The sequence below is a fragment of the Pontibacter flavimaris genome (assembly GCF_001907195.1).
In the GTDB taxonomy this organism is placed as follows: Bacteria; Bacteroidota; Bacteroidia; order Cytophagales; family Hymenobacteraceae; genus Pontibacter; species Pontibacter flavimaris.
This window is the reverse complement of record NZ_LVWA01000004.1, coordinates 295,775-313,496: the sequence shown is the minus strand read 5'-3', so window position 1 is coordinate 313,496 and position 17,722 is coordinate 295,775. Positions and strand designations below refer to the sequence as shown.

Here is a 17,722-nt window from a genome sequence, read left to right as displayed (position 1 = left end):
CAACATGAACCGAACTCCCTGCCCTGTTTTTAGGGGAGGGCTGGGGTGGGGTTAAACCGGGAGTGGTTGGATCCGGTACTACAACCACATACAAAGAAAGCCCGGCTCCTGTCAGGAAGCCGGGCTTGGGTATAAACTGTGAACGAAATGTCTATTTAAGAGAGGCCTGCCGCACCTCCAGGTGCTGGAGAATGTCGTTGGCGGCCTCGTGGTCGCTGGGGCGGCGCGCTTTGAGAGCGATAAACCGGCCTTCCTCATCCAGGAGGAAATAGGCAGGCACATCTTTCAGGCCATAACGCTTTGCCACTTCTGCCTCTGCGCCTTTTGCCAGCACATGCTCGCCCTGCAGCTCCTTTTTCACTACCAACTGCCGCCACTGCTCCTCGTTGTCGCCTATGGCCACGTTCAGGAACACGATCTTATGGTTGCCCATTTTACTTGTAAGGCGCTGCAGGTGCGGCAGTTCCACGTGGCACAAACCACAATCGCTACGCCAAAAGTTCAGATACACCAAACTTCCTTTAAAATCGCTCAGCGAAATGGTGTCTCCGTTGATGTCTTTCAGCTCAAAGTCGGGGGCTTGCCCGCCGGTTACCAGGGTGCTGTTCTCACTGTGCAGGCGGGTGAGGTAGGCGCTCACGGCTTCCTCCTGGTTCCTGGCTTTGAAGTCCTGCAACATCAGCTCGGTATACTTCAGATGGCCCTGCTGCACCGACTGCCTGAGCACCTGCGCCTGCGCCAGCAGCTTTACCGGCCCCTGCAGCTTCTGCCCGGCCACATCGTAGCGCGCCTTGTAGTACAGCGGATCCTTCTCCGTGTAGCCTACCTCTTTTGCAAAGTAGGCCGTGTAAGAGCGCAGGAAGTTCAGGAAAGACGGGCTTAGCAGGTTAGCGGGGCTCTGCAGGTCCAGGTCGTGGAGGTATTCGTAAAAAGCCGCCGATGGCCTGGTGAGCGCTACCTGCATGATCTGCTGGCGCAGCGGGTGGTAGCCCAGCTTATCCAGGGCATAGCTAAAGTCGATCTCGGCCAGCAGAAATCCCCTGAACTCGTCCGAGACGTCCCTTTTACCGGTATACTTCTCAAAGCTGCTCTGCTGGTCCTCGCGGCGGTAATCCAGAAACTGCGTAAACTCTTTTTCCTGTAGCTTGATGTTATCCGGCAGCACCTGGTACTCCTCCTCTTCCTCGAAACGATAGGTATACTTAGCCAGGTAGTTGTTCTCGTTAGCGCCCTTGCCTTTATAGGTCAGCGACTTCAGGAAACTTTTGCCATTGGTGCTCAGCTGCAGCTCATAGCCAGGCTCCAGGTATACTTGCGCCACCTCATCGCCGTGCACCAGCTCGGCTACCAGGGCTTTCTGCACCGGCACTTCCATCCGAAAGGTATTCCTATCAAGCTTTACCTCCGTTTTCACCTCCTCCGGCAACAGCGGATTGGGATAGATGATGAGCTCCACCTGATCGGAGAGGGGGTTGGAAATTTTGCCGGTGATGACGGCCGTGTTCTGGGCGAAGAGTTGATTGGCGGCCAGCAGGAGAAAGGCTGGGAGCAACATGTAAATCTGTTTCATCAGGAGGTATTGTTGTTCATTGGCTAAAGGAATCTTACCATTATACTATTATCACCCTGCACACAGCACCCGCAGCAGTAATAATATAACTTTGAACAACATAAACCAATAACAAAATTCCGGAGCAGTGTTAAATTTATAGTTTTACAGGAATTAACGAGCAAAAGCCTTTATGTAAGCTAGACCAGCAGCACTATTAATTGCTAGTTTATACTTCTAAAGCAGGCCTACACCAACTCCATTCACCGATAAAGGCAAAGCAAAGTATAAACAGGGTTAACACTTCTGTTTCAATATACTTGCACTCAATCAAGCTTCAGTCTTATCAGAAGGAAAAATATTGACCAAAAACAGTACAAAAAACGCAGGCTGTTATGCCTGCGTTTTTTGTACTTGCGGCTAAGAAATAGCCAATTTTATACTTTACAGGGCGCCTAGCCGAAAAGACTCGCGAACACCTCCTCCAACCGCCCATAGGCATGCACGTTGATGGAGAACTTGCTCAGATCCACACCTTTCTTGTTGTACTTGGAGATGTAGATATCAGTAAAGCCCAGTTTCTCGGCCTCCGTGATGCGGTTCTCCACGCGGTTCACGGCGCGCACCTCACCGCCCAGGCCCACCTCAGCGGCAAAGCATGCGGTGTTGGAGATCGGCATGTCCTCGAAAGAGGAGAGGATGGAGGCGCACACGGCCAGGTCCAGCGCAGGGTCCTCTACTTTCAGGCCGCCGGCAATGTTCAGGAACACGTCCTGGGCACCGAGGCGGTAGCCGCCGCGTTTCTCCAGCACGGCCAGCAGCATGTTCAGGCGCTTGGCATCGAAGCCGGTGCTGGTGCGTTGCGGCGTGCCATAGGTGGCCGGGCTCACCAGGCTCTGCACCTCTATCAGCAGCGGGCGGTTGCCCTCCAGCGTGGCGCCTATACTGATGCCGCTAAAGGCATCCTCGCGCTGCGAGATCAGGATCTCCGACGGGTTGCTCACCTCACGCAGGCCCGAGCCCATCATCTCGTAAATACCCAGCTCTGAGGTGGAGCCGAAGCGGTTTTTGGTGGTGCGCAGGATGCGGTAAGTCATGTGGCGATCGCCCTCAAACTGCAGTACCGTGTCTACCATGTGCTCCAGAATCTTAGGCCCGGCCAAGTTACCCTCTTTAGTGATGTGGCCGATCAGGAAGACCGGCGTGCCGCTCTCTTTGGCAAACTTGAGCAGCTCAGCAGTGCACTCGCGCACCTGACTCACGCTGCCCGCGCCCGCCTCTATAAAAGAGGAGTGGAGGGTCTGGATGGAGTCGATGATGAGCACCTGCGGCCGCACCAGCTCTATTTGCTTAAAGATGTTCTGGGTGCCGGTCTCGGTCAGTATAAAGCAGTCGGAGGTTTGGGCCATGAGGCGCTCGGCGCGCATCTTTATCTGCTGCTCGCTCTCCTCGCCGCTCACGTACAGCACCTTCAGCCCCTGCAGGCTCAGGGCGATCTGCAGCATCAGCGTGCTCTTGCCGATGCCCGGCTCGCCGCCGATCAATACCATGGAGCCGGGCACAATGCCGCCGCCCAGCACCCGGTTCAACTCCTGGTCCTGCGTTACGACGCGCTGCTGCTCCTGATAGCTGATGTCGGCAATGGGCTTGGGCTTGTTGGCTACCTGCGCCGAACTGCTGCCCACTTTCCAGGCGGTGGTGGGCGTTACCTCCTCGCGCTGCACCACTTCCTCCACGTAGGTGTTCCACTCGCCGCAGGCCGGGCACTTGCCGATCCACTTAGCCGATTGGGCGCCGCAGTTCTGACAGAAGTAGGATGTCTTTATCTTAGCCACTTGATTAATTTTGAATGAGTGATTGAGTGAATGGGCGGGTTATAGGATACGCTGAAAGCATGAAGTCATCTCCATATCTCCAAATTATACTTCCTGCGCTACGGGTACTTGTTTGAAGTATACTCTAAAGGTAGTGCCCTTGCTGTGCTCGCTTTCCACCTCTATCTTGCCGCCGTTGTTCTCTATGATGCGCTTCACGATGTAGAGGCCGATGCCGGTGCCCTCCACGTGCGTGTGCAGGCGCTTGAACATGGTAAACAGCTTGTGCTGCTGCTCCTTCTTAATGCCCAGGCCGTTGTCCTGCACCTCCAGCACCACGTACTCGCCCTGCTTATACGTTCTGAGGTTGATCTCCGGTTTGCGGTCCGGAGATTTATACTTGATGGCGTTGCTGACCAGGTTGTAGATGATGCTGCGCAGGTTCTTGCGGGCGTAAAGGATGTTCTTCACCTGCAGGTCCGTGTGCAGCACGGCTCCGTGCTCCTCCATCACTGCCCCGAGGTCGGAGGTGATGTCGTGCAGCATATGCTCAAATTTGAGCGGCTCCATGGCAGACTGCAGCTCCTTCTGCACCTTGGTGATCTCGGCCAGATCGGCGATGGTGCCCTTGAGCTTGTTGATGGAGTTCTGCACCATGTCCAGCACCTGCATGTCCTCACCGTTGAGCTTGCCCTGCAGGATGTCGCGCAGCAGCGTAACAAGGCCCTCCATGTTGGCAATCGGCGACTTCAGGTCGTGGGAGGCGGTGTACACGAAGCTGTCGAGGTCGTTGTTGATGCGCAGCAGCTCGTTGTTCTTGCCGCTCAGCTCGTCGTTGGTGAGCAGGAGCGCCTTACGGGCATTCACTAGCTCCGTCACCTCCACGGCGAACAGCAGCACGGCCTCTATCTTGCCGTGCTCGTCCACCAGCGGCTGGTATACCAGGTTGAAGTAGCCATACACCAGCTCGCCGTTGTTCCTGCGGTCGATGGCGGTAGACACCTCGTTGCCCACGAACGGTATGCCCGTCTCGAAGACCTGCTCCAGACGGTTGAAGAAGCCCTGTCCCTCCTCCTCGGAGTGAGCCTCGTAAATGGTTTTGCCCACCAGCGGGCGGTTGCCGTACAGTTTGCGGTACTCCGGGTTGGCCAGCACATACTGGAAATCCTGGGCCCGCACCAGGCCTACCACCGCCGGCACCTCCAGGAACAGCTTCTGCAGCAGCTCCGCGTTCTGCTTTACCTTGCGCTCCGCCTCCTTTATCTCGGTAATATCAATCAAGGAGCCGATGTAGCCCTGGAACTCGTCATTGGCCCCGAAGCGCGGCGTGTTGGTAGCTACTACCCAGCGGTACTCGCCATCAAAGCGGCGCATCCTGAACTCCAGCCGGAACGGGCTGTGGTCTTTTATCGCCTGCAGGGTTATAGCCTCCTTCCTATCCACGTCATCCGGGTGCACCACCTCTTTCCAGCTCATGTTGATCGTGTCCTCGAAGCTGTAGCCCGTAAAGTCGAGCCACTGCTTGTTCACGTACATGAAGTTGGTGGCATCGTCCATGATCTTGATCATTACCGGGGCATTGTCGGCCATGGTGCGGAAGCGGGCCTCGCTCTCGATAATGGCCTGCTGCGCCTGCTTCTCGTCGGTAATGTCGCGCACCTCTATAATGGCAAAGCTCCCGCTGCCGCTCTCCCCCATTGGCTGTACAGAGCACGACACGTTGAAGAAAGTACCATCCTTGCGGATAAACATATCCTCATAGCCCCGCAATGGGGTTACGTTGACCAGGGCGCCGTGCATCGGGCAGTCTTCCGCCCGAAAAGGCGAGCCGTCCGGGTGCTTGTAGTGCATGATCTCGTGCAGCGTCCTCTTGCGCATGTCCTCCAGGGTGTAGCCGGTCATTTCCTCGGCGGCCGGGTTCATAAACGTGCAGTAGCCCTTCGAGTCAAGTATAAACAGGGCAGCAGTCGCGTTATCGGTAATGGTTTGCTTCAGGCTGTTGGAGCGCCGCGTGTTGGAGAGCGACCAGATGATGAAGAACATGAGCAGGCTGATGATGCTGCCGCCCAAAAGTATAAAGTAGGGCAGGTCCGACTCGGCGGTGCGGCCAAAGTTATCTTTTGCCGAGACATACAGGCGCCAGGTATGGTTGCCAATGGTGATGGTGCTCAGGTTGCTGTGCTCGCGGCCGTCGCTGCCAAAGTATAATTGGGGCCCTGTGGCAAAGAGCAGGTTCTCCTTAGAGGGCTCGCTGCCATCGTATAGCTCCACGTCGATGTCGTCAAAGCTGTGGGTGAGCACCGAGTTCATCAGGTCTTTGGCCCGGAAGGGGCTGTACACGAAGCCTTTGATAAGCTGCTGGCGCTCCTTAATGGACTCCGGCTCCGCGTTGTTCTGGTACACAGGCAGGTAGATCAGGAAGCCGGCCTGCTCGTCCTGGCCTGTTTCCTGCACCAGCCGCACCTTCCCCGACAGCGTTGGGTGCCTGGTGTCGCGGGCAATACGCATGGCCGACTGGCGCACGGGCTCGCTGTACATATCATAGCCGAAGGCGCGCAGGTTGCGGCCGGTAAAAGGCTCCAGGAAAACAATGGAGGTGTACAGATCGCGTTTGCCCTCGGGCGTGATGCTGTAGTTCGCAAACCCCTCGCGGCGTATCTGGCTCACGTGCTGCTCCATCTCCTCTGGCCTTACCACATGGGTATAGCCAAAGCCCTGCAGGCCCGGGTAGCTCTCTTCCAGCTTCAGGGTTTCGTAGTAGCTTTTCCAGTCCTGGCGGGTCACGGTGTCGGAGGAAACAAACATGGCCTTGCCCCCAAGCAGTATCTGGATGTAGTCGCGCATGCGCTTGTCAATGGCCTCTGTCACCTGCGCGGTGCGCATAGAGAACAGTTTAGCGCTTCGCTCGTCTGACTTCTTCTTGGTTTCTGTGTAGGTAAAAAGAGTGAGCAGAAAGATGAGCAGAAAGGAGAAAATCGCTATAAAGTAGTCTCTTACAAAAGAAGCCAGCCTGGCAAGTTTCATATATTCTGAGTTAACACCGGGAGGCGGCTGTCAAGGCCATCGCCATTTGTACGGATCCGGTAACGTATGTTCTTCTTCAAATGTATAAAAAACTAAGCCATCTGCCAACACAAAAAGTTCAATAACACCCGGCAAAACGCGGGCAGAAGGTGCAAAGAACAAGAATAACCCCATCAGCACCCATGCCTCATACTTTTGTTACTATTTTAATATGTACAATGTATAAAGCAGGTATAAACCGGGTCCTGCACAGCCTGCCGAAGACAACAGTGGGCCTGCCCTGATGTTTGCCGCCGCTGCTTGCAGGCTGCCTTCATACTTTAGAAGCGAGCGCTGTGCGGCCTTTCTTTTGCCATGGGGTTAGAATGTGACGTTTTACGGGGCGTGCAAAGAGGGTGGGGCGGCAGGCATGGGTGCGGGGACAATATGTATCGGAATTTGCGGATAGGATGTTACCTTTGGGTTTTTAATTGCCCCCTATGCTCGAGACACTAAAAAGCCTGCTGATTGCCCTGTTTGCCGTAGCCGTGCTGCTGCCGGTGGTACGATACGCGCTGCGCCGCCTTTCCCCGGTGGAGCACGAGGACGCCATGACGGTCGCGGAGGTGAAATACATGCAGAAGAAGGAACTGAAACTCACGGTCGCCTACTTCTTTTTCGCCTGTGTGCTGTCGGTTTTAAGCGCTGGCCTGCTGGCCATCATTGCCAGCATCATCCATGCCTCCAAAGAGCACCTGCATGTGCTTACGCCTAACTTCAGGGCCCTTTTTGCGCCCGGCCTGCTGATGGGCCTCACGCTGGCCGTTTTTCCACTGCGCCTGGTGCAGGACACGCTGCTGGGCCAGGAGCAGGAGCTGTACAGAAAGTACATGGTCCGCCTGGAAGGCAGGAACTCCAACCGCATCTACAACCTGCTGCTGGCGGTAATGCTGCTGGTATCTATAGTGATTGCCTGGGTTGCCATGCGCTGGCACGTAGCCATAGACGAGGACAGTATCGAGATAACGAACATGCTGCTGGAGAAACGGACCTATACCATGCAGGAGATTGAAAGCATACATTACCTGGGCGTTGAGGGGGAGTACCTGGTAACTTTTACCGACCAGACCAACTTTAACACAACCTACCTGAAGCCGGCACAACTGGAGATGATCGCGCTGCTGGCCGAAAAATCAGGGCTTCGGGTGATCCGGTAAGGGGAGCTATACTTTATACTTTAATATCCTGCCTTTCTGGTATCGTACTGTTCCGGGTCTTCTGAGCGCGTAAGCCATACTTTTATACTTGCATACATACCAGTTTATACTTCCGCTGGCGCGGGCTTGCAGCCCGTGTCCCTTTATTCGTTGGGTTTGCAACTCAACTGGCTCACAGAGCCATACTTTATACTTGGGCTATACTTCAGACTTCTCTGGCGCAAGCTGAAAGTCCCGGAGCATTTCGGGGCGTCCGCTTGTGCCTTATACTTTATACTTCAGCTTATACTTTCTTAACCGCAGCTTCCTTTAACTTGAAACAAGCTATACTTGCTAACCGCCGCTGATCCTGTAGTTCCCACAAACCCACTGTTTCATCTCTGGCTTTGGTGCTCTCAAGCCCGAGAGGGCTCGTCCTTTGGCATCGCGCTGTGTTCCCTCCTGCCTCCGCTGCGCTACGGCTGCCCTTGACGGGCACCGGATCTCACAAGGCGCTCAACCCAAGGACTGGGATCAGATTCGATAGCCGCTGTTATATAACTTGAACAAAACTTCCCTCCTTAGACAAGGAGGGGGAGGGTTGGGGAGGGGTGATAAGGCCAGGAGTGAGCTCGTACTTTGTAGGGACAGGTCACGACCTGTCCGCGCGATAACTGTAGAAATGAAACTTATACTTCAGTAGCAGTAATTACAGACTCCCCTCCGTGGACAAGTCTCGGATCCTGGACTTGTTTCAGGGAAGGAGCAGGGGTGGTTAGACCCGGTGCCGCAGAAACGGGAAAATCCGCCCGGAACATGACTTTTCAGTCTCTTCACAAAACTCTCTTGCTCTAAAAGCCTGTTTGCGGAATATTTTATAGTTTTGCCACGTACAGATAATCCTTTTAACCTAAGTATAAACGATATGCAAGTTCGCGTAGAGAAAGACACGATGGGCCCTATAGAGGTGCCTGCAGACAAATACTGGGGCGCCCAGACGCAGCGCTCAAAAGAAAACTTCACCATCGGTGGCCAGTTAATGCCGAAGGAAGTGATCGAAGCTTTTGCTATACTTAAAAAGTCGGCCGCTCTTGCTAATGCCGAGCTGGGTGTACTGGCGCAGGACAAAGCTGAGATAATCGGTAAAGTTTGCGATGAAATTCTGGAAGGTAAACTGGCTGACGAGTTTCCGCTGGTAGTTTGGCAGACGGGTTCGGGCACGCAATCTAACATGAACGTGAACGAAGTGGTGGCTAACCGCGCACACGTATTGCTGGGCGGCAACCTGATGGACGAAAAAAAGAAGATCCACCCGAACGACGACGTAAACAAATCGCAGTCTTCTAACGACACATTCCCGACAGCCATGCACATTGCCGCTTACAAGAAAGTGGTAGAGCACACACTGCCGTTGGTTAAAAAACTACGCGACACGCTGAACAGCAAGTCTGAAGAGTTCATGGATGTGGTGAAGATCGGACGTACGCACCTGATGGATGCTACGCCGCTTACACTGGGTCAGGAGCTTTCAGGTTACGTAGCCCAGCTGGACTATGGCATGAAAGCGCTTCGCAACACACTGGAGCACCTGAGCACGCTGGCCCTTGGCGGTTCTGCAGTAGGTACAGGCCTTAACACACCGGCTGGCTACGATGTACTGGTCGCCGAGAAGATCTCTCAGTTTGCCGGCCACACGTTTATCACAGCTCCAAACAAATTCGAAGCCCTTGCAGCACACGATGCTATCGTTGAGACATCTGGCGCACTGAAGCAACTGGCTGTATCGCTGATGAAGATTGCGAACGATATCCGTTTACTGGCTTCTGGCCCGCGTTCCGGTATCGCTGAAATTCTAATCCCGGAAAATGAGCCGGGTTCTTCTATCATGCCAGGTAAAGTAAACCCAACACAGGCGGAAGCTATGACAATGGTTTGCGCGCAGGTAATTGGTAACGATGTGGCTATTTCGGTTGGTGGCATGAACGGCCATTTCGAGCTGAACGTGTTTAAACCGGTAATGATTTTTAACCTGCTGATGAGCGCCCAGCTGATCGGTGATGCCTGCGACTCGTTCGATAAGCATTGCGCGGTAGGTATAGAGCCAAATTATCCGAAGATCAAAGAGAACTTAGAGAACTCGCTGATGCTGGTAACAGCCCTTAACCCGCACATCGGTTACGACAACGCCGCCAAGATCGCGAAGAAAGCCCACAAAGAAGGTACAACTCTTCGCCAGGCAGCTATCGCCCTTGATTTGTTGACAAGCGAGCAATACGACGAGTGGGTGAAGCCGGAAGACATGATCGGCAGCTTGAAGAAGTAAGAACTATAGTTTAACAGATAAAGGAAAAGCAGCTCCGATTGGGGCTGCTTTTTTTGTTTTGATTATAGTTAATCAATCTAAGAATTTAAGGTTATTTAGTACATTTAAAGTAAATAGCTTTAAATGGGAACAAAACAGAGATACAACTTGAGCAGCCAATTTATAGTTGGTTTAGAAAGCATTGCGAATTCTATTACTACCCCATCCCAAGTTACGGATTTCCTATCTATACATCAGAAGAACTTAACAGCCATTCTATATGCTGTTACCTACATTGAGGCTAAAATTAATGAGTTCATTGCTGTTTTTGAGATTGATACTAGGACGAAACTTCACTCTTCAATAAAAGCTGTCACAGATGTACAAAGAAAGATTTCAGTAATAGAAAAGTTTAACCTTTTATGCATACTTCTAAATGAAAATTCTTGGGATAGCTCTAAAGAACCTTTTCAATCATTTGAAATGATAATCTTTATAAGAAATGAAGTCGTGCATTATAAAGGGAAGTTTGAAGATGGAGGGAAGTATCCTAAGAAAATAAAAAATTTGTTCCATGAACTCGATTGTACAGTAGAAGAAAATAAATTATGGTTAAATGTTCTTCTTGAATGTGATAGATTACCGAGTTGGATTTTAAAGGTTGTTAATAGGATTGATGATACTATTAACAAGAAGATTTTAAAACATCTTTAATTATCCCGCAAGTTTAGCGCCAGCGCAACTTGTGGTTATACTTTGAAGCCAGTTTGTAACTGGCTTTTTTCATGTTCATACTTTTGCCAGTTGCAAACTGGCCCCATACTTCCCCATAAGTTACCGCTACGCTCAAACTTGCGGGATGAATGTTACCATAGCTGCGCAACCCTACTCTCCAAACGTCCAACTATAGGTGGCTTTAGCGGAAACCTGCCTTCCGCCGTATAATTCCTAGTTCACACTTCCCTGCTTTCCTTCATCACCCAAGTTATTTTTCGGGCTTCTACACTGTACTTCTGAAAAGCAGAAATCAGAGGCCTGCCATACTTACTGAGTTCTACACTTAACTATAAACCACAATGAAAACATTCGATCAGAAATCTATTATTATCACCGGCGCTGCCATGGGGCTGGGGCTGGCGGCAGCAAAAGAGCTGGCGAGCCAAGGGGCAAACCTTACCTTGATGGATTTCAACAAAGACCAGCTTTCGGATACGGCTAACGACCTGAGCAAAGAATTCTCTTCAGCAAAGATTATTACGGTAGTAGGCGATGCATCCAAGGAAGAAGACGTTAAAAAGTACGTTTCTGAAACCGAGAAAGCATTTGGCCGCATAGATGGGCTCTACAATAACGCCGGGATCGAGGGCAAGCAGGCACCGATGATCGAGTACGATATCGATGTTTTCAAGAAGGTGATCGATATTAACCTGATGGGTGTTTATTACGGCATGCGCTATGTCATTCCGGTGATGCAGAAGCAAAAGTATGGGCGCATTGTAAATGTGGCCTCAGTAGGAGGCATACGGGGCGTACTAAACCAGGTAGCCTATGTTGCCAGCAAGCACGCCGTGTCCGGCATGACAAAAAACGCGGCCCTTGAATATGGTAAAGATGGGATCATAACCAACGCCATTGCACCGGGTGCCATACTTACGCCTATGGTGGCCGAAGCCTTCAGAGAAGTAAACCCCGATGACCCTAAAGCCGCCGAAGCCGACTATGCCCAACGAAACCCGACCAGGCGCCTGGGCTTGCCCGAAGAAGTAGCCAAAGTAGTGGCATTTCTGTTAAGCGAAGCCGCCTCTTATGTAAACGGCCAGACCATAGCGATTGATGGCGGTGAGTCAAATATGTACGGAAACCCTTAAACAGGGCGTCCGCAGGCCCGGTTAAATAATTATCGCGTTGATCTCAATTGAAGTGTGGCTTCAGGAACCGAGTCCGGAAATTGAACCATAAACTTACACCTATACTATATAGTTGAGGGAAAAGCAGCTGCTGTTTAGGCTGCTTTTCTTGTTTTCTATCTTGATTTAAGGCCTATGGTTAAAAGCACCACACGCTTAGAACACAATCTGATTAATTTTGTAAACAAAAGCGGCCTTTCCTAAACCAAACGACCTACAGGAATTGCAGCTTGTCAAAATTAATAGACACTTATGGAAGTAACTGCCTCATTCTGGATTGGGTTCAACGTATTCGTCCTGCTTATGCTTGCCCTCGACCTGGGGGTTTTTAACCGGAAGGCACATGTCGTATCCGTTAAGGAAGCACTGACCTGGACAGGTGTCTGGATCAGCCTTGCCCTAGCTTTCAACGGTCTTGTTTATTACTGGTTCGGCGAGGCTAAAGCCATAGAGTTCCTGACCGGCTACCTGATCGAGAAATCGTTGAGCATCGATAATATATTCGTGTTTGTGCTTGTGTTCGGCTATTTCCAGATCCCTGCCATTTACCAGCACAAGATCCTGTTCTGGGGTATTCTGGGCGCTTTGGTCATGCGTGTGATCTTTATCTTTGCCGGCGTTGCCCTGATCGAGAAGTTTCACTGGAGCATCTACATTTTCGGCGCCTTCCTGATCTACACCGGCTACAAAATGTTTACCGAGAAGGATAAGAAGATGGACCCGGAAAAGAACCCGGTCATCAAGTTTTTCAGAAGGATTATGCCGGTTACAAACCAGTTGCATGGCGATAAATTCTTCGTGAAGCTAGACGGCAAGAAGTATGCGACCCCGCTGTTCCTTGTGCTCATACTCATCGAAACCACCGACCTGATCTTTGCGGTGGACAGTATTCCGGCCATCCTTGCCATTACCCAGGACCAGTTCATCGTCTATACGTCAAACGTTTTTGCTATTCTGGGCCTGCGCTCTATGTATTTTGCCCTGGCCCATGTCGTGGACCGCTTTGTTTACCTGTCCTACGGGCTGGCTGTGATTCTGGTATTTGTAGGCTCAAAAATGTTGCTGGTCGATATCTTCAAGATCCCTACCTTTATTTCCCTGCTTGTAATCGCCATCATCCTGATCGGCAGCATCGTGCTGTCCTTTTTGAAAACCAGGAACGACAACAGAATAGACGGACAGGGGGTGTGATAACGACTCCTGCCATCTGATGGAAGCATTATACTTTTCCCATAAACTAAAAAGCAGCTCCACACGGAGCTGCTTTTTAGTTTATGGGCCTATTTCAATGTATCCTGATCCTGTTCTCCCTGTGTTATATGGTTCTTTCTCTGGTCCCGATCAACTCCCGCTGCCCTTACCAACTATAAAGGTCCGAGTAGGCAGCTTTCCATTCGGTTTGGTCTGTTGCCCTTACCTGCATGGTGCCGTTGGAGGTTACTGTCACGTTTCTAAGCGTATACAGCCCTTCCTTCAGTTCCCTGGGGATAGACAGGCCTTCTACCGTAACCTGTCCGGGGATGCCCCCTCCGTCGCCGGCAGCAAGGGTGTTGAGCACCTCCATGGACTTCATCGGGCAGAAATACAGCACCATCTTCCCCCTGTTCTTCTCCAGGCGCACCGGGGACAGGTTTGCCATCACGGTCTCCCCGTGAGATAAGTTTTCTTCCCGCATTACTTTCTGCAAAACCTCTGGCTGTGAGGAAGAGGTAACTACTACCTGTCGTGGCTCTCTGGCTCCTGAAGGCTGGTCCTTGAGGCCAAATAAATTTCTAAAAAAGGAAGTGTAAGAACTCATAGCAATTAACTTTAGATATGAATAAATAATATAAAAGACTCATCCCATCCAGGCAGTCCTGTGGCAGCCTGTTCCATCCATCAACTTATCTATATTGATTTATTGCTTGTACTATAAAAACGAGGCTGCCCCTGCTCTTGTTCTTTACAAACGCCAAAAAATTATTTGGTTATTATAATTTACCGCAGCACCCCACAACAGGCCCGGCATCAAACCCTTAGGCCATACAGGCAGTATGTTACCTAAAGCATTCTCAACAGACGATTTTCACGACACCAAACGATAGGTTTATGGACAAGCTTAAAGGCAAGATCGCCCTGATCACAGGCTCAGACTCGGGCATTGGCAGGGCAACAGCAATAGAATTCGCCAGAGAAGGCGCAGACGTGGTTATCTGCTACCACTCCGATAAGGAAGGCGCTGAGGAAACACTGCAGGAGGTTGAAAAGCAAAACCGGAGGGGGATTATACTTCAGGTCGACATCAGCGATGAGCAGCGCGTGGAGCAGCTGTTCAGGCAAGCCCTGGAGGAGTTCGGAAGTATAGATATCCTGGTGAACAACGCCGCCGTGAACGGCTCGGGCATTAACGTGGCCGACATGGACACCGAGGTGTTTGACCGCACCATCCGCACCAACCTCTACGGCACCTTCTTCTGCTGCCGCGCCTTTATCCGCCACCGCCAGCAAAAGGGCGGCAAGGGCAAGATCGTCAACGTGTCGTCGGTGCATGAGGAGATCGTAGCCGCCGGCACGGCTGACTACTGCGCCTCCAAGGCCGCCGTGCGCAACCTCACCCGCACTCTGGCGCTGGAGTTGGCCGAGGACGGCATCAACGTGAACAACATCTGCCCCGGCATGATCCTGACCCCCATGAACCAAAAGGCCATCGATGATAAAAAGGCGCGACAGGAGAGCGAGCAGAACATCCCCATGAAGCGCGCCGGCAAGCCAGAGGAGATCGCGAAGGTGGCGCTGTTCCTGGCCTCGTCGGATTCGGACTATGTTACCGGCTCCAGCTACTTTATGGACGGCGGCCTGTCGCAGCACGTAGGGCAGGGGGCTTAACCAAAGTATAAAGTATAAACCGGCTAAAAGACCACTCTAAACCTTGCGGCGCATTGTTTGTTGACACAAGTATAGATTACCTTACCACAAAGTATAAACCATGAAAGTAGCGAAAGACCCATCAGAGTATAATAAGCTTACACCGGAAGAAGCCCGCATCATCGTGAACAAAGGCACCGAGTACCCGGGTACCGGCGAGTATAACACCCATAAGGCAGAAGGGGTGTATTTGTGCCGCCGCTGCAACGCCCCGCTTTATACTTCGGAGTATAAGTTTGAATCGAGCTGCGGCTGGCCGAGCTTTGATGATGAGATAACCGGAGCCGTAAAACGCGTGCCGGACGCCGATGGCCGCCGTACCGAGATTGTATGCGCCAACTGCGAGGCGCACCTGGGGCACGTGTTCGAGGGCGAGTACCTTACCCCGAAGAACATCCGCCACTGCGTAAACTCCCTCTCGATGAAGTTTGTGGCCGTAGACGACCTGGAGAAGGAAGTATAAACCGGGCATGTTCAGGCACAGGGGCAAGGTAACGGAAAACGGGCAGCAACGCGGCTTTTATACTTGCTCAGCCTGCAAATCTATACTTTTTGAAGCCAGTACCAGGTTTAAGGTAGGTTCCGGCTTCCCGAGTTTCTGGGCGCAGGTGGGGGATAACGTACAGCAAAACCCGCTGGATACATATGGCAGAGACCGGATACAGCTTCTCTGCCGCCACTGCGGGCAGCACCTGGGCCACCTGTTCGAGGATGCCCGCACCCCAACCCACGTGCGCTATTGCATTAACGCCGATTCTATTACCTTTGACCCGGAACAGCAGCAGCCGTGAAAACGTGATATTGCTTACCCTCTAAAGTATAAACCGTACAGGTTTCTGAATGTATACTTCGCCCTAAAGCCTTTTATACTTGCGCGCCTACCTCAAAAAACGCTTCAACAGCTTCCGGTTCGCCTTCCGGGGGATTAGTGCTGCCGTCAGGTCGGAGCCGCACATGCGCCTGCACGTGCTGGCGGCTATAGCGGTGGTGGTGGTGGGCTATACTTTTGATGTCACGAAAACGGAATGGTGCCTGCTGGTGGGAAGTATGGGGCTGGTGGTAACGGCTGAAATCATCAACACCGCCATCGAGACGGTGGTGAACCTGGTGTCGCCGGACTTTAACCAGCTGGCAGGCCGGGCAAAGGACCTGGCCGCCGGTGCTGTGCTGGTAGCGGCCATCACGGCTGCCCTTATCGGCGCCATCATCTTCCTGCCCTACCTGCTGGCGCTTGCCAAGGTATACTTTTAAACCTGCCTCGGTACGTGTAGGCGCAGCTTTGCGCCAATTTCAATGTCGCGACATCCAGGAAAATGCTTAAATTGCCTGCTTAACCAGCCGGGATCGGCATAAGGCATTTAAAAGAGGCAGCTCCACAGAATAGGGCAGAGGCAGCTGCGAGCGTCCGCCATTCTACCTGCAGGGCCATGAAGCATACTTGCTTACCGGCCGCGGGCCCCTTTCCCGATCAGCGCCAGGGTGAAACCGTAATTTGAGAAGACAATAGAATAAGTTAATGACCATGACCGGAAACGACGTACTGAAAAACCTATCAGAGTATAATATCTGGGCCAACCAGACCATGCTGGATGTGTTCAGCAAACTGCCGCAGGTACCCAATAACTCGCTGCGCCTGCTTAGCCACGCCCTGAACGCGCAGGCTATCTGGATCGCCCGCATCACCGGCACGCAGAGCCCGGTTAAAGTATGGCAGGAGCATAACCTGGAGGAGCTGAAGGAGCTGCACAAAAGCGCCTCGTATAGGATTGCGGAGCTTGTGACAAACGCCGACGAGGCGGAGTTCAACCGCCTGATCGACTACACCAACAGCCAGGGCAACAAGTACAGCACCCGCGTGCTCGACATCCTGACTCACGCCTTTAACCACGCTACCTACCACCGCGCCCAGGTGGCCACCGACCTGCGCAAGAACGGCCACACCCCGCCCAACACCGACTACGTAACTTACGTGCGCGAGCTGATGGGCCAGGTGTTTTAAGCTTTAGACAATGGGCGAAAAGTATAACCGCCCCCTTCCTTGGAAGGAAATATTCTTAAAAAGAAAAGGAGCCTCCCGAATAGAGAGGCTCCTTTTCTGTCCTTTGTCTAACAGTCTTTTGTCAAACTATCCTTTGTCAAAGATTACTCCTGCGGCAGCATGACCACGCCCAGGTCTTTGATCTGGTTCTGCGATACGCTCACGTTTTCGATTGTCTTGTTGTGCTCCCCATACTGGGTAATGAACTCCACTCTATACGTTCCGGCAGGAACGCCTTTGATGAGGAACTCGCCGTTGTCGCTGGCGAAACCACCTATGGTGTCGTTCTCTGCCGAAATCACGTAAATGCCCGGCTTATACTCTGCTGGCGTAACCGTTCCCTTAATACCGCCGGCAATGGCCTGCGTGATGGTGCGGATCACCGGCTTCAGGTTATAGCCGCCGTTGCCCTTCGGCACTACCGAACGGGCCGCGTCGAAATCGAGCAGCACCATGTAGGTTACGTCATCCTCGAGGGTAGCATCGATCTTCAGTTTTACGCCGGATGTCTGGCCACTTGGGGTTTTCAGGTCGATCACATCCCCGTTCTTCAGCTTCACCGAGTTATTGTCGCCAAGCACCAGCCTGATCTGGGAGATATGTCCTACCGGCAGCTCTGCGCTGGCCAGCAGCGTATCGCGGCCATTGGCAAAGTCCAGCAGGTTGTACACGCCCGGATGGATTTCATCCAGCGTTATCCAGCCTTCCTCGCCATCACCTTCTTCCCTGTGTATCTGCACCGACTCGATCTCAACGTTCACCTCATCATAATCACCGGGCGCATCGGTCATGCGCACTTCCATGCGGGCTGTGCCGCTGCCATCATTGTCGCTGTCGCATGAGCTGAATCCAATCAGTCCGCTTAGCAGTAAAGGGAGAAAAAATCTTTTTTTCATCATTTTAAATTGCATTGGTTTAAAACACTATGCTTTCAGGAAAGCTCCTTTTACATACCATAACGGCGAAAAGTTGCACTCTAATATATAGTAGGAAGAAAATAAAATCCAGC

Annotated in this window: 16 protein-coding genes; 11 read left to right on the top strand and 5 right to left on the bottom strand. The window is 52.2% G+C overall.

Annotated features, from left to right (window positions below; all coding sequences use genetic code 11):
* Positions 1-151: 151 nt before the first annotated feature.
* The 3 genes from A3841_RS06265 to A3841_RS06255 form a co-directional block, all read right to left on the bottom strand.
* Positions 152-1,570: a TlpA family protein disulfide reductase gene (locus tag A3841_RS06265; protein WP_083610234.1), complete on the bottom strand. Its 1,419-nt coding sequence runs from the start codon at positions 1,568-1,570 to the stop codon at positions 152-154.
* A 434-nt stretch (positions 1,571-2,004) separates the two neighbouring features.
* The gene (gene radA, locus A3841_RS06260; RefSeq protein ID WP_073851465.1) at positions 2,005-3,384 is read right to left on the bottom strand and encodes a DNA repair protein RadA; all 1,380 of its coding nucleotides are present in this window, start codon (positions 3,382-3,384) and stop codon (positions 2,005-2,007) included.
* An 84-nt stretch (positions 3,385-3,468) separates the two neighbouring features.
* Positions 3,469-6,387 carry a CHASE domain-containing protein gene (locus tag A3841_RS06255; RefSeq protein WP_073851464.1) on the bottom strand — a complete coding sequence of 973 codons (2,919 nt, stop codon included), beginning with the start codon at positions 6,385-6,387 and terminating at the stop codon, positions 3,469-3,471.
* Positions 6,388-6,866: 479 nt separating this feature from the next.
* Here A3841_RS06255 and A3841_RS06250 point away from each other — a divergent pair, with 479 nt between their 5' ends.
* The 6 genes from A3841_RS06250 to A3841_RS06230 all read left to right on the top strand — a co-directional run bounded on the left by A3841_RS06250 (position 6,867) and on the right by A3841_RS06230 (position 12,962).
* Positions 6,867-7,583 (top strand): hypothetical protein, encoded by a 717-nt coding sequence (locus A3841_RS06250; RefSeq protein WP_073851463.1) that lies wholly within the window; start codon positions 6,867-6,869, stop codon positions 7,581-7,583.
* A 135-nt stretch (positions 7,584-7,718) separates the two neighbouring features.
* Complete coding sequence (locus A3841_RS20225; RefSeq protein WP_170866149.1) at positions 7,719-7,880, top strand: hypothetical protein; 162 nt, start codon at positions 7,719-7,721, stop codon at positions 7,878-7,880.
* Positions 7,881-8,487: 607 nt separating this feature from the next.
* On the top strand, positions 8,488-9,885 hold the full coding sequence (gene fumC / locus A3841_RS06245; protein WP_073851462.1) for a class II fumarate hydratase: 1,398 nt from the start codon (positions 8,488-8,490) through the stop codon (positions 9,883-9,885).
* A 123-nt stretch (positions 9,886-10,008) separates the two neighbouring features.
* On the top strand, positions 10,009-10,578 hold the full coding sequence (locus A3841_RS06240) for a hypothetical protein (protein ID WP_073851461.1): 570 nt from the start codon (positions 10,009-10,011) through the stop codon (positions 10,576-10,578).
* Between the two features lie 362 nt (positions 10,579-10,940).
* The gene (locus A3841_RS06235; protein ID WP_073851460.1) at positions 10,941-11,732 is read left to right on the top strand and encodes a glucose 1-dehydrogenase; all 792 of its coding nucleotides are present in this window, start codon (positions 10,941-10,943) and stop codon (positions 11,730-11,732) included.
* Positions 11,733-12,023: 291 nt separating this feature from the next.
* A complete protein-coding gene (locus tag A3841_RS06230) occupies positions 12,024-12,962 on the top strand; it encodes a TerC family protein (protein ID WP_073851459.1) in 939 nt (312 codons plus the stop codon).
* A 166-nt stretch (positions 12,963-13,128) separates the two neighbouring features.
* On the opposite strand, the gene A3841_RS06225 is transcribed toward A3841_RS06230, so the two are convergent.
* Entirely contained in the window at positions 13,129-13,446 is a 318-nt protein-coding gene (locus A3841_RS06225; protein WP_206073065.1) for a hypothetical protein, read from the bottom strand.
* Between the two features lie 413 nt (positions 13,447-13,859).
* Here A3841_RS06225 and A3841_RS06220 point away from each other — a divergent pair, with 413 nt between their 5' ends.
* From A3841_RS06220 to A3841_RS06200, 5 genes are all read left to right on the top strand, one after another.
* Positions 13,860-14,636 (top strand): SDR family NAD(P)-dependent oxidoreductase, encoded by a 777-nt coding sequence (locus tag A3841_RS06220; RefSeq protein WP_073851457.1) that lies wholly within the window; start codon positions 13,860-13,862, stop codon positions 14,634-14,636.
* A gap of 100 nt (positions 14,637-14,736) precedes the next feature.
* A complete protein-coding gene (locus A3841_RS06215) occupies positions 14,737-15,138 on the top strand; it encodes a methionine-R-sulfoxide reductase (RefSeq protein WP_073851456.1) in 402 nt (133 codons plus the stop codon).
* 7 nt (positions 15,139-15,145) lie between these two features.
* Positions 15,146-15,466: a peptide-methionine (R)-S-oxide reductase gene (locus tag A3841_RS06210; RefSeq protein ID WP_073851455.1), complete on the top strand. Its 321-nt coding sequence runs from the start codon at positions 15,146-15,148 to the stop codon at positions 15,464-15,466.
* Between the two features lie 79 nt (positions 15,467-15,545).
* Positions 15,546-15,926: a diacylglycerol kinase gene (locus A3841_RS06205; protein WP_073851454.1), complete on the top strand. Its 381-nt coding sequence runs from the start codon at positions 15,546-15,548 to the stop codon at positions 15,924-15,926.
* Positions 15,927-16,191: 265 nt separating this feature from the next.
* On the top strand, positions 16,192-16,674 hold the full coding sequence (locus tag A3841_RS06200; RefSeq protein ID WP_235861307.1) for a DinB family protein: 483 nt from the start codon (positions 16,192-16,194) through the stop codon (positions 16,672-16,674).
* Between the two features lie 143 nt (positions 16,675-16,817).
* Here A3841_RS06200 and A3841_RS06195 read toward each other — a convergent pair whose 3' ends face one another.
* Positions 16,818-17,609: a DUF4382 domain-containing protein gene (locus tag A3841_RS06195; RefSeq protein ID WP_073851868.1), complete on the bottom strand. Its 792-nt coding sequence runs from the start codon at positions 17,607-17,609 to the stop codon at positions 16,818-16,820.
* Between the last annotated feature and the right edge of the window lie 113 nt (positions 17,610-17,722).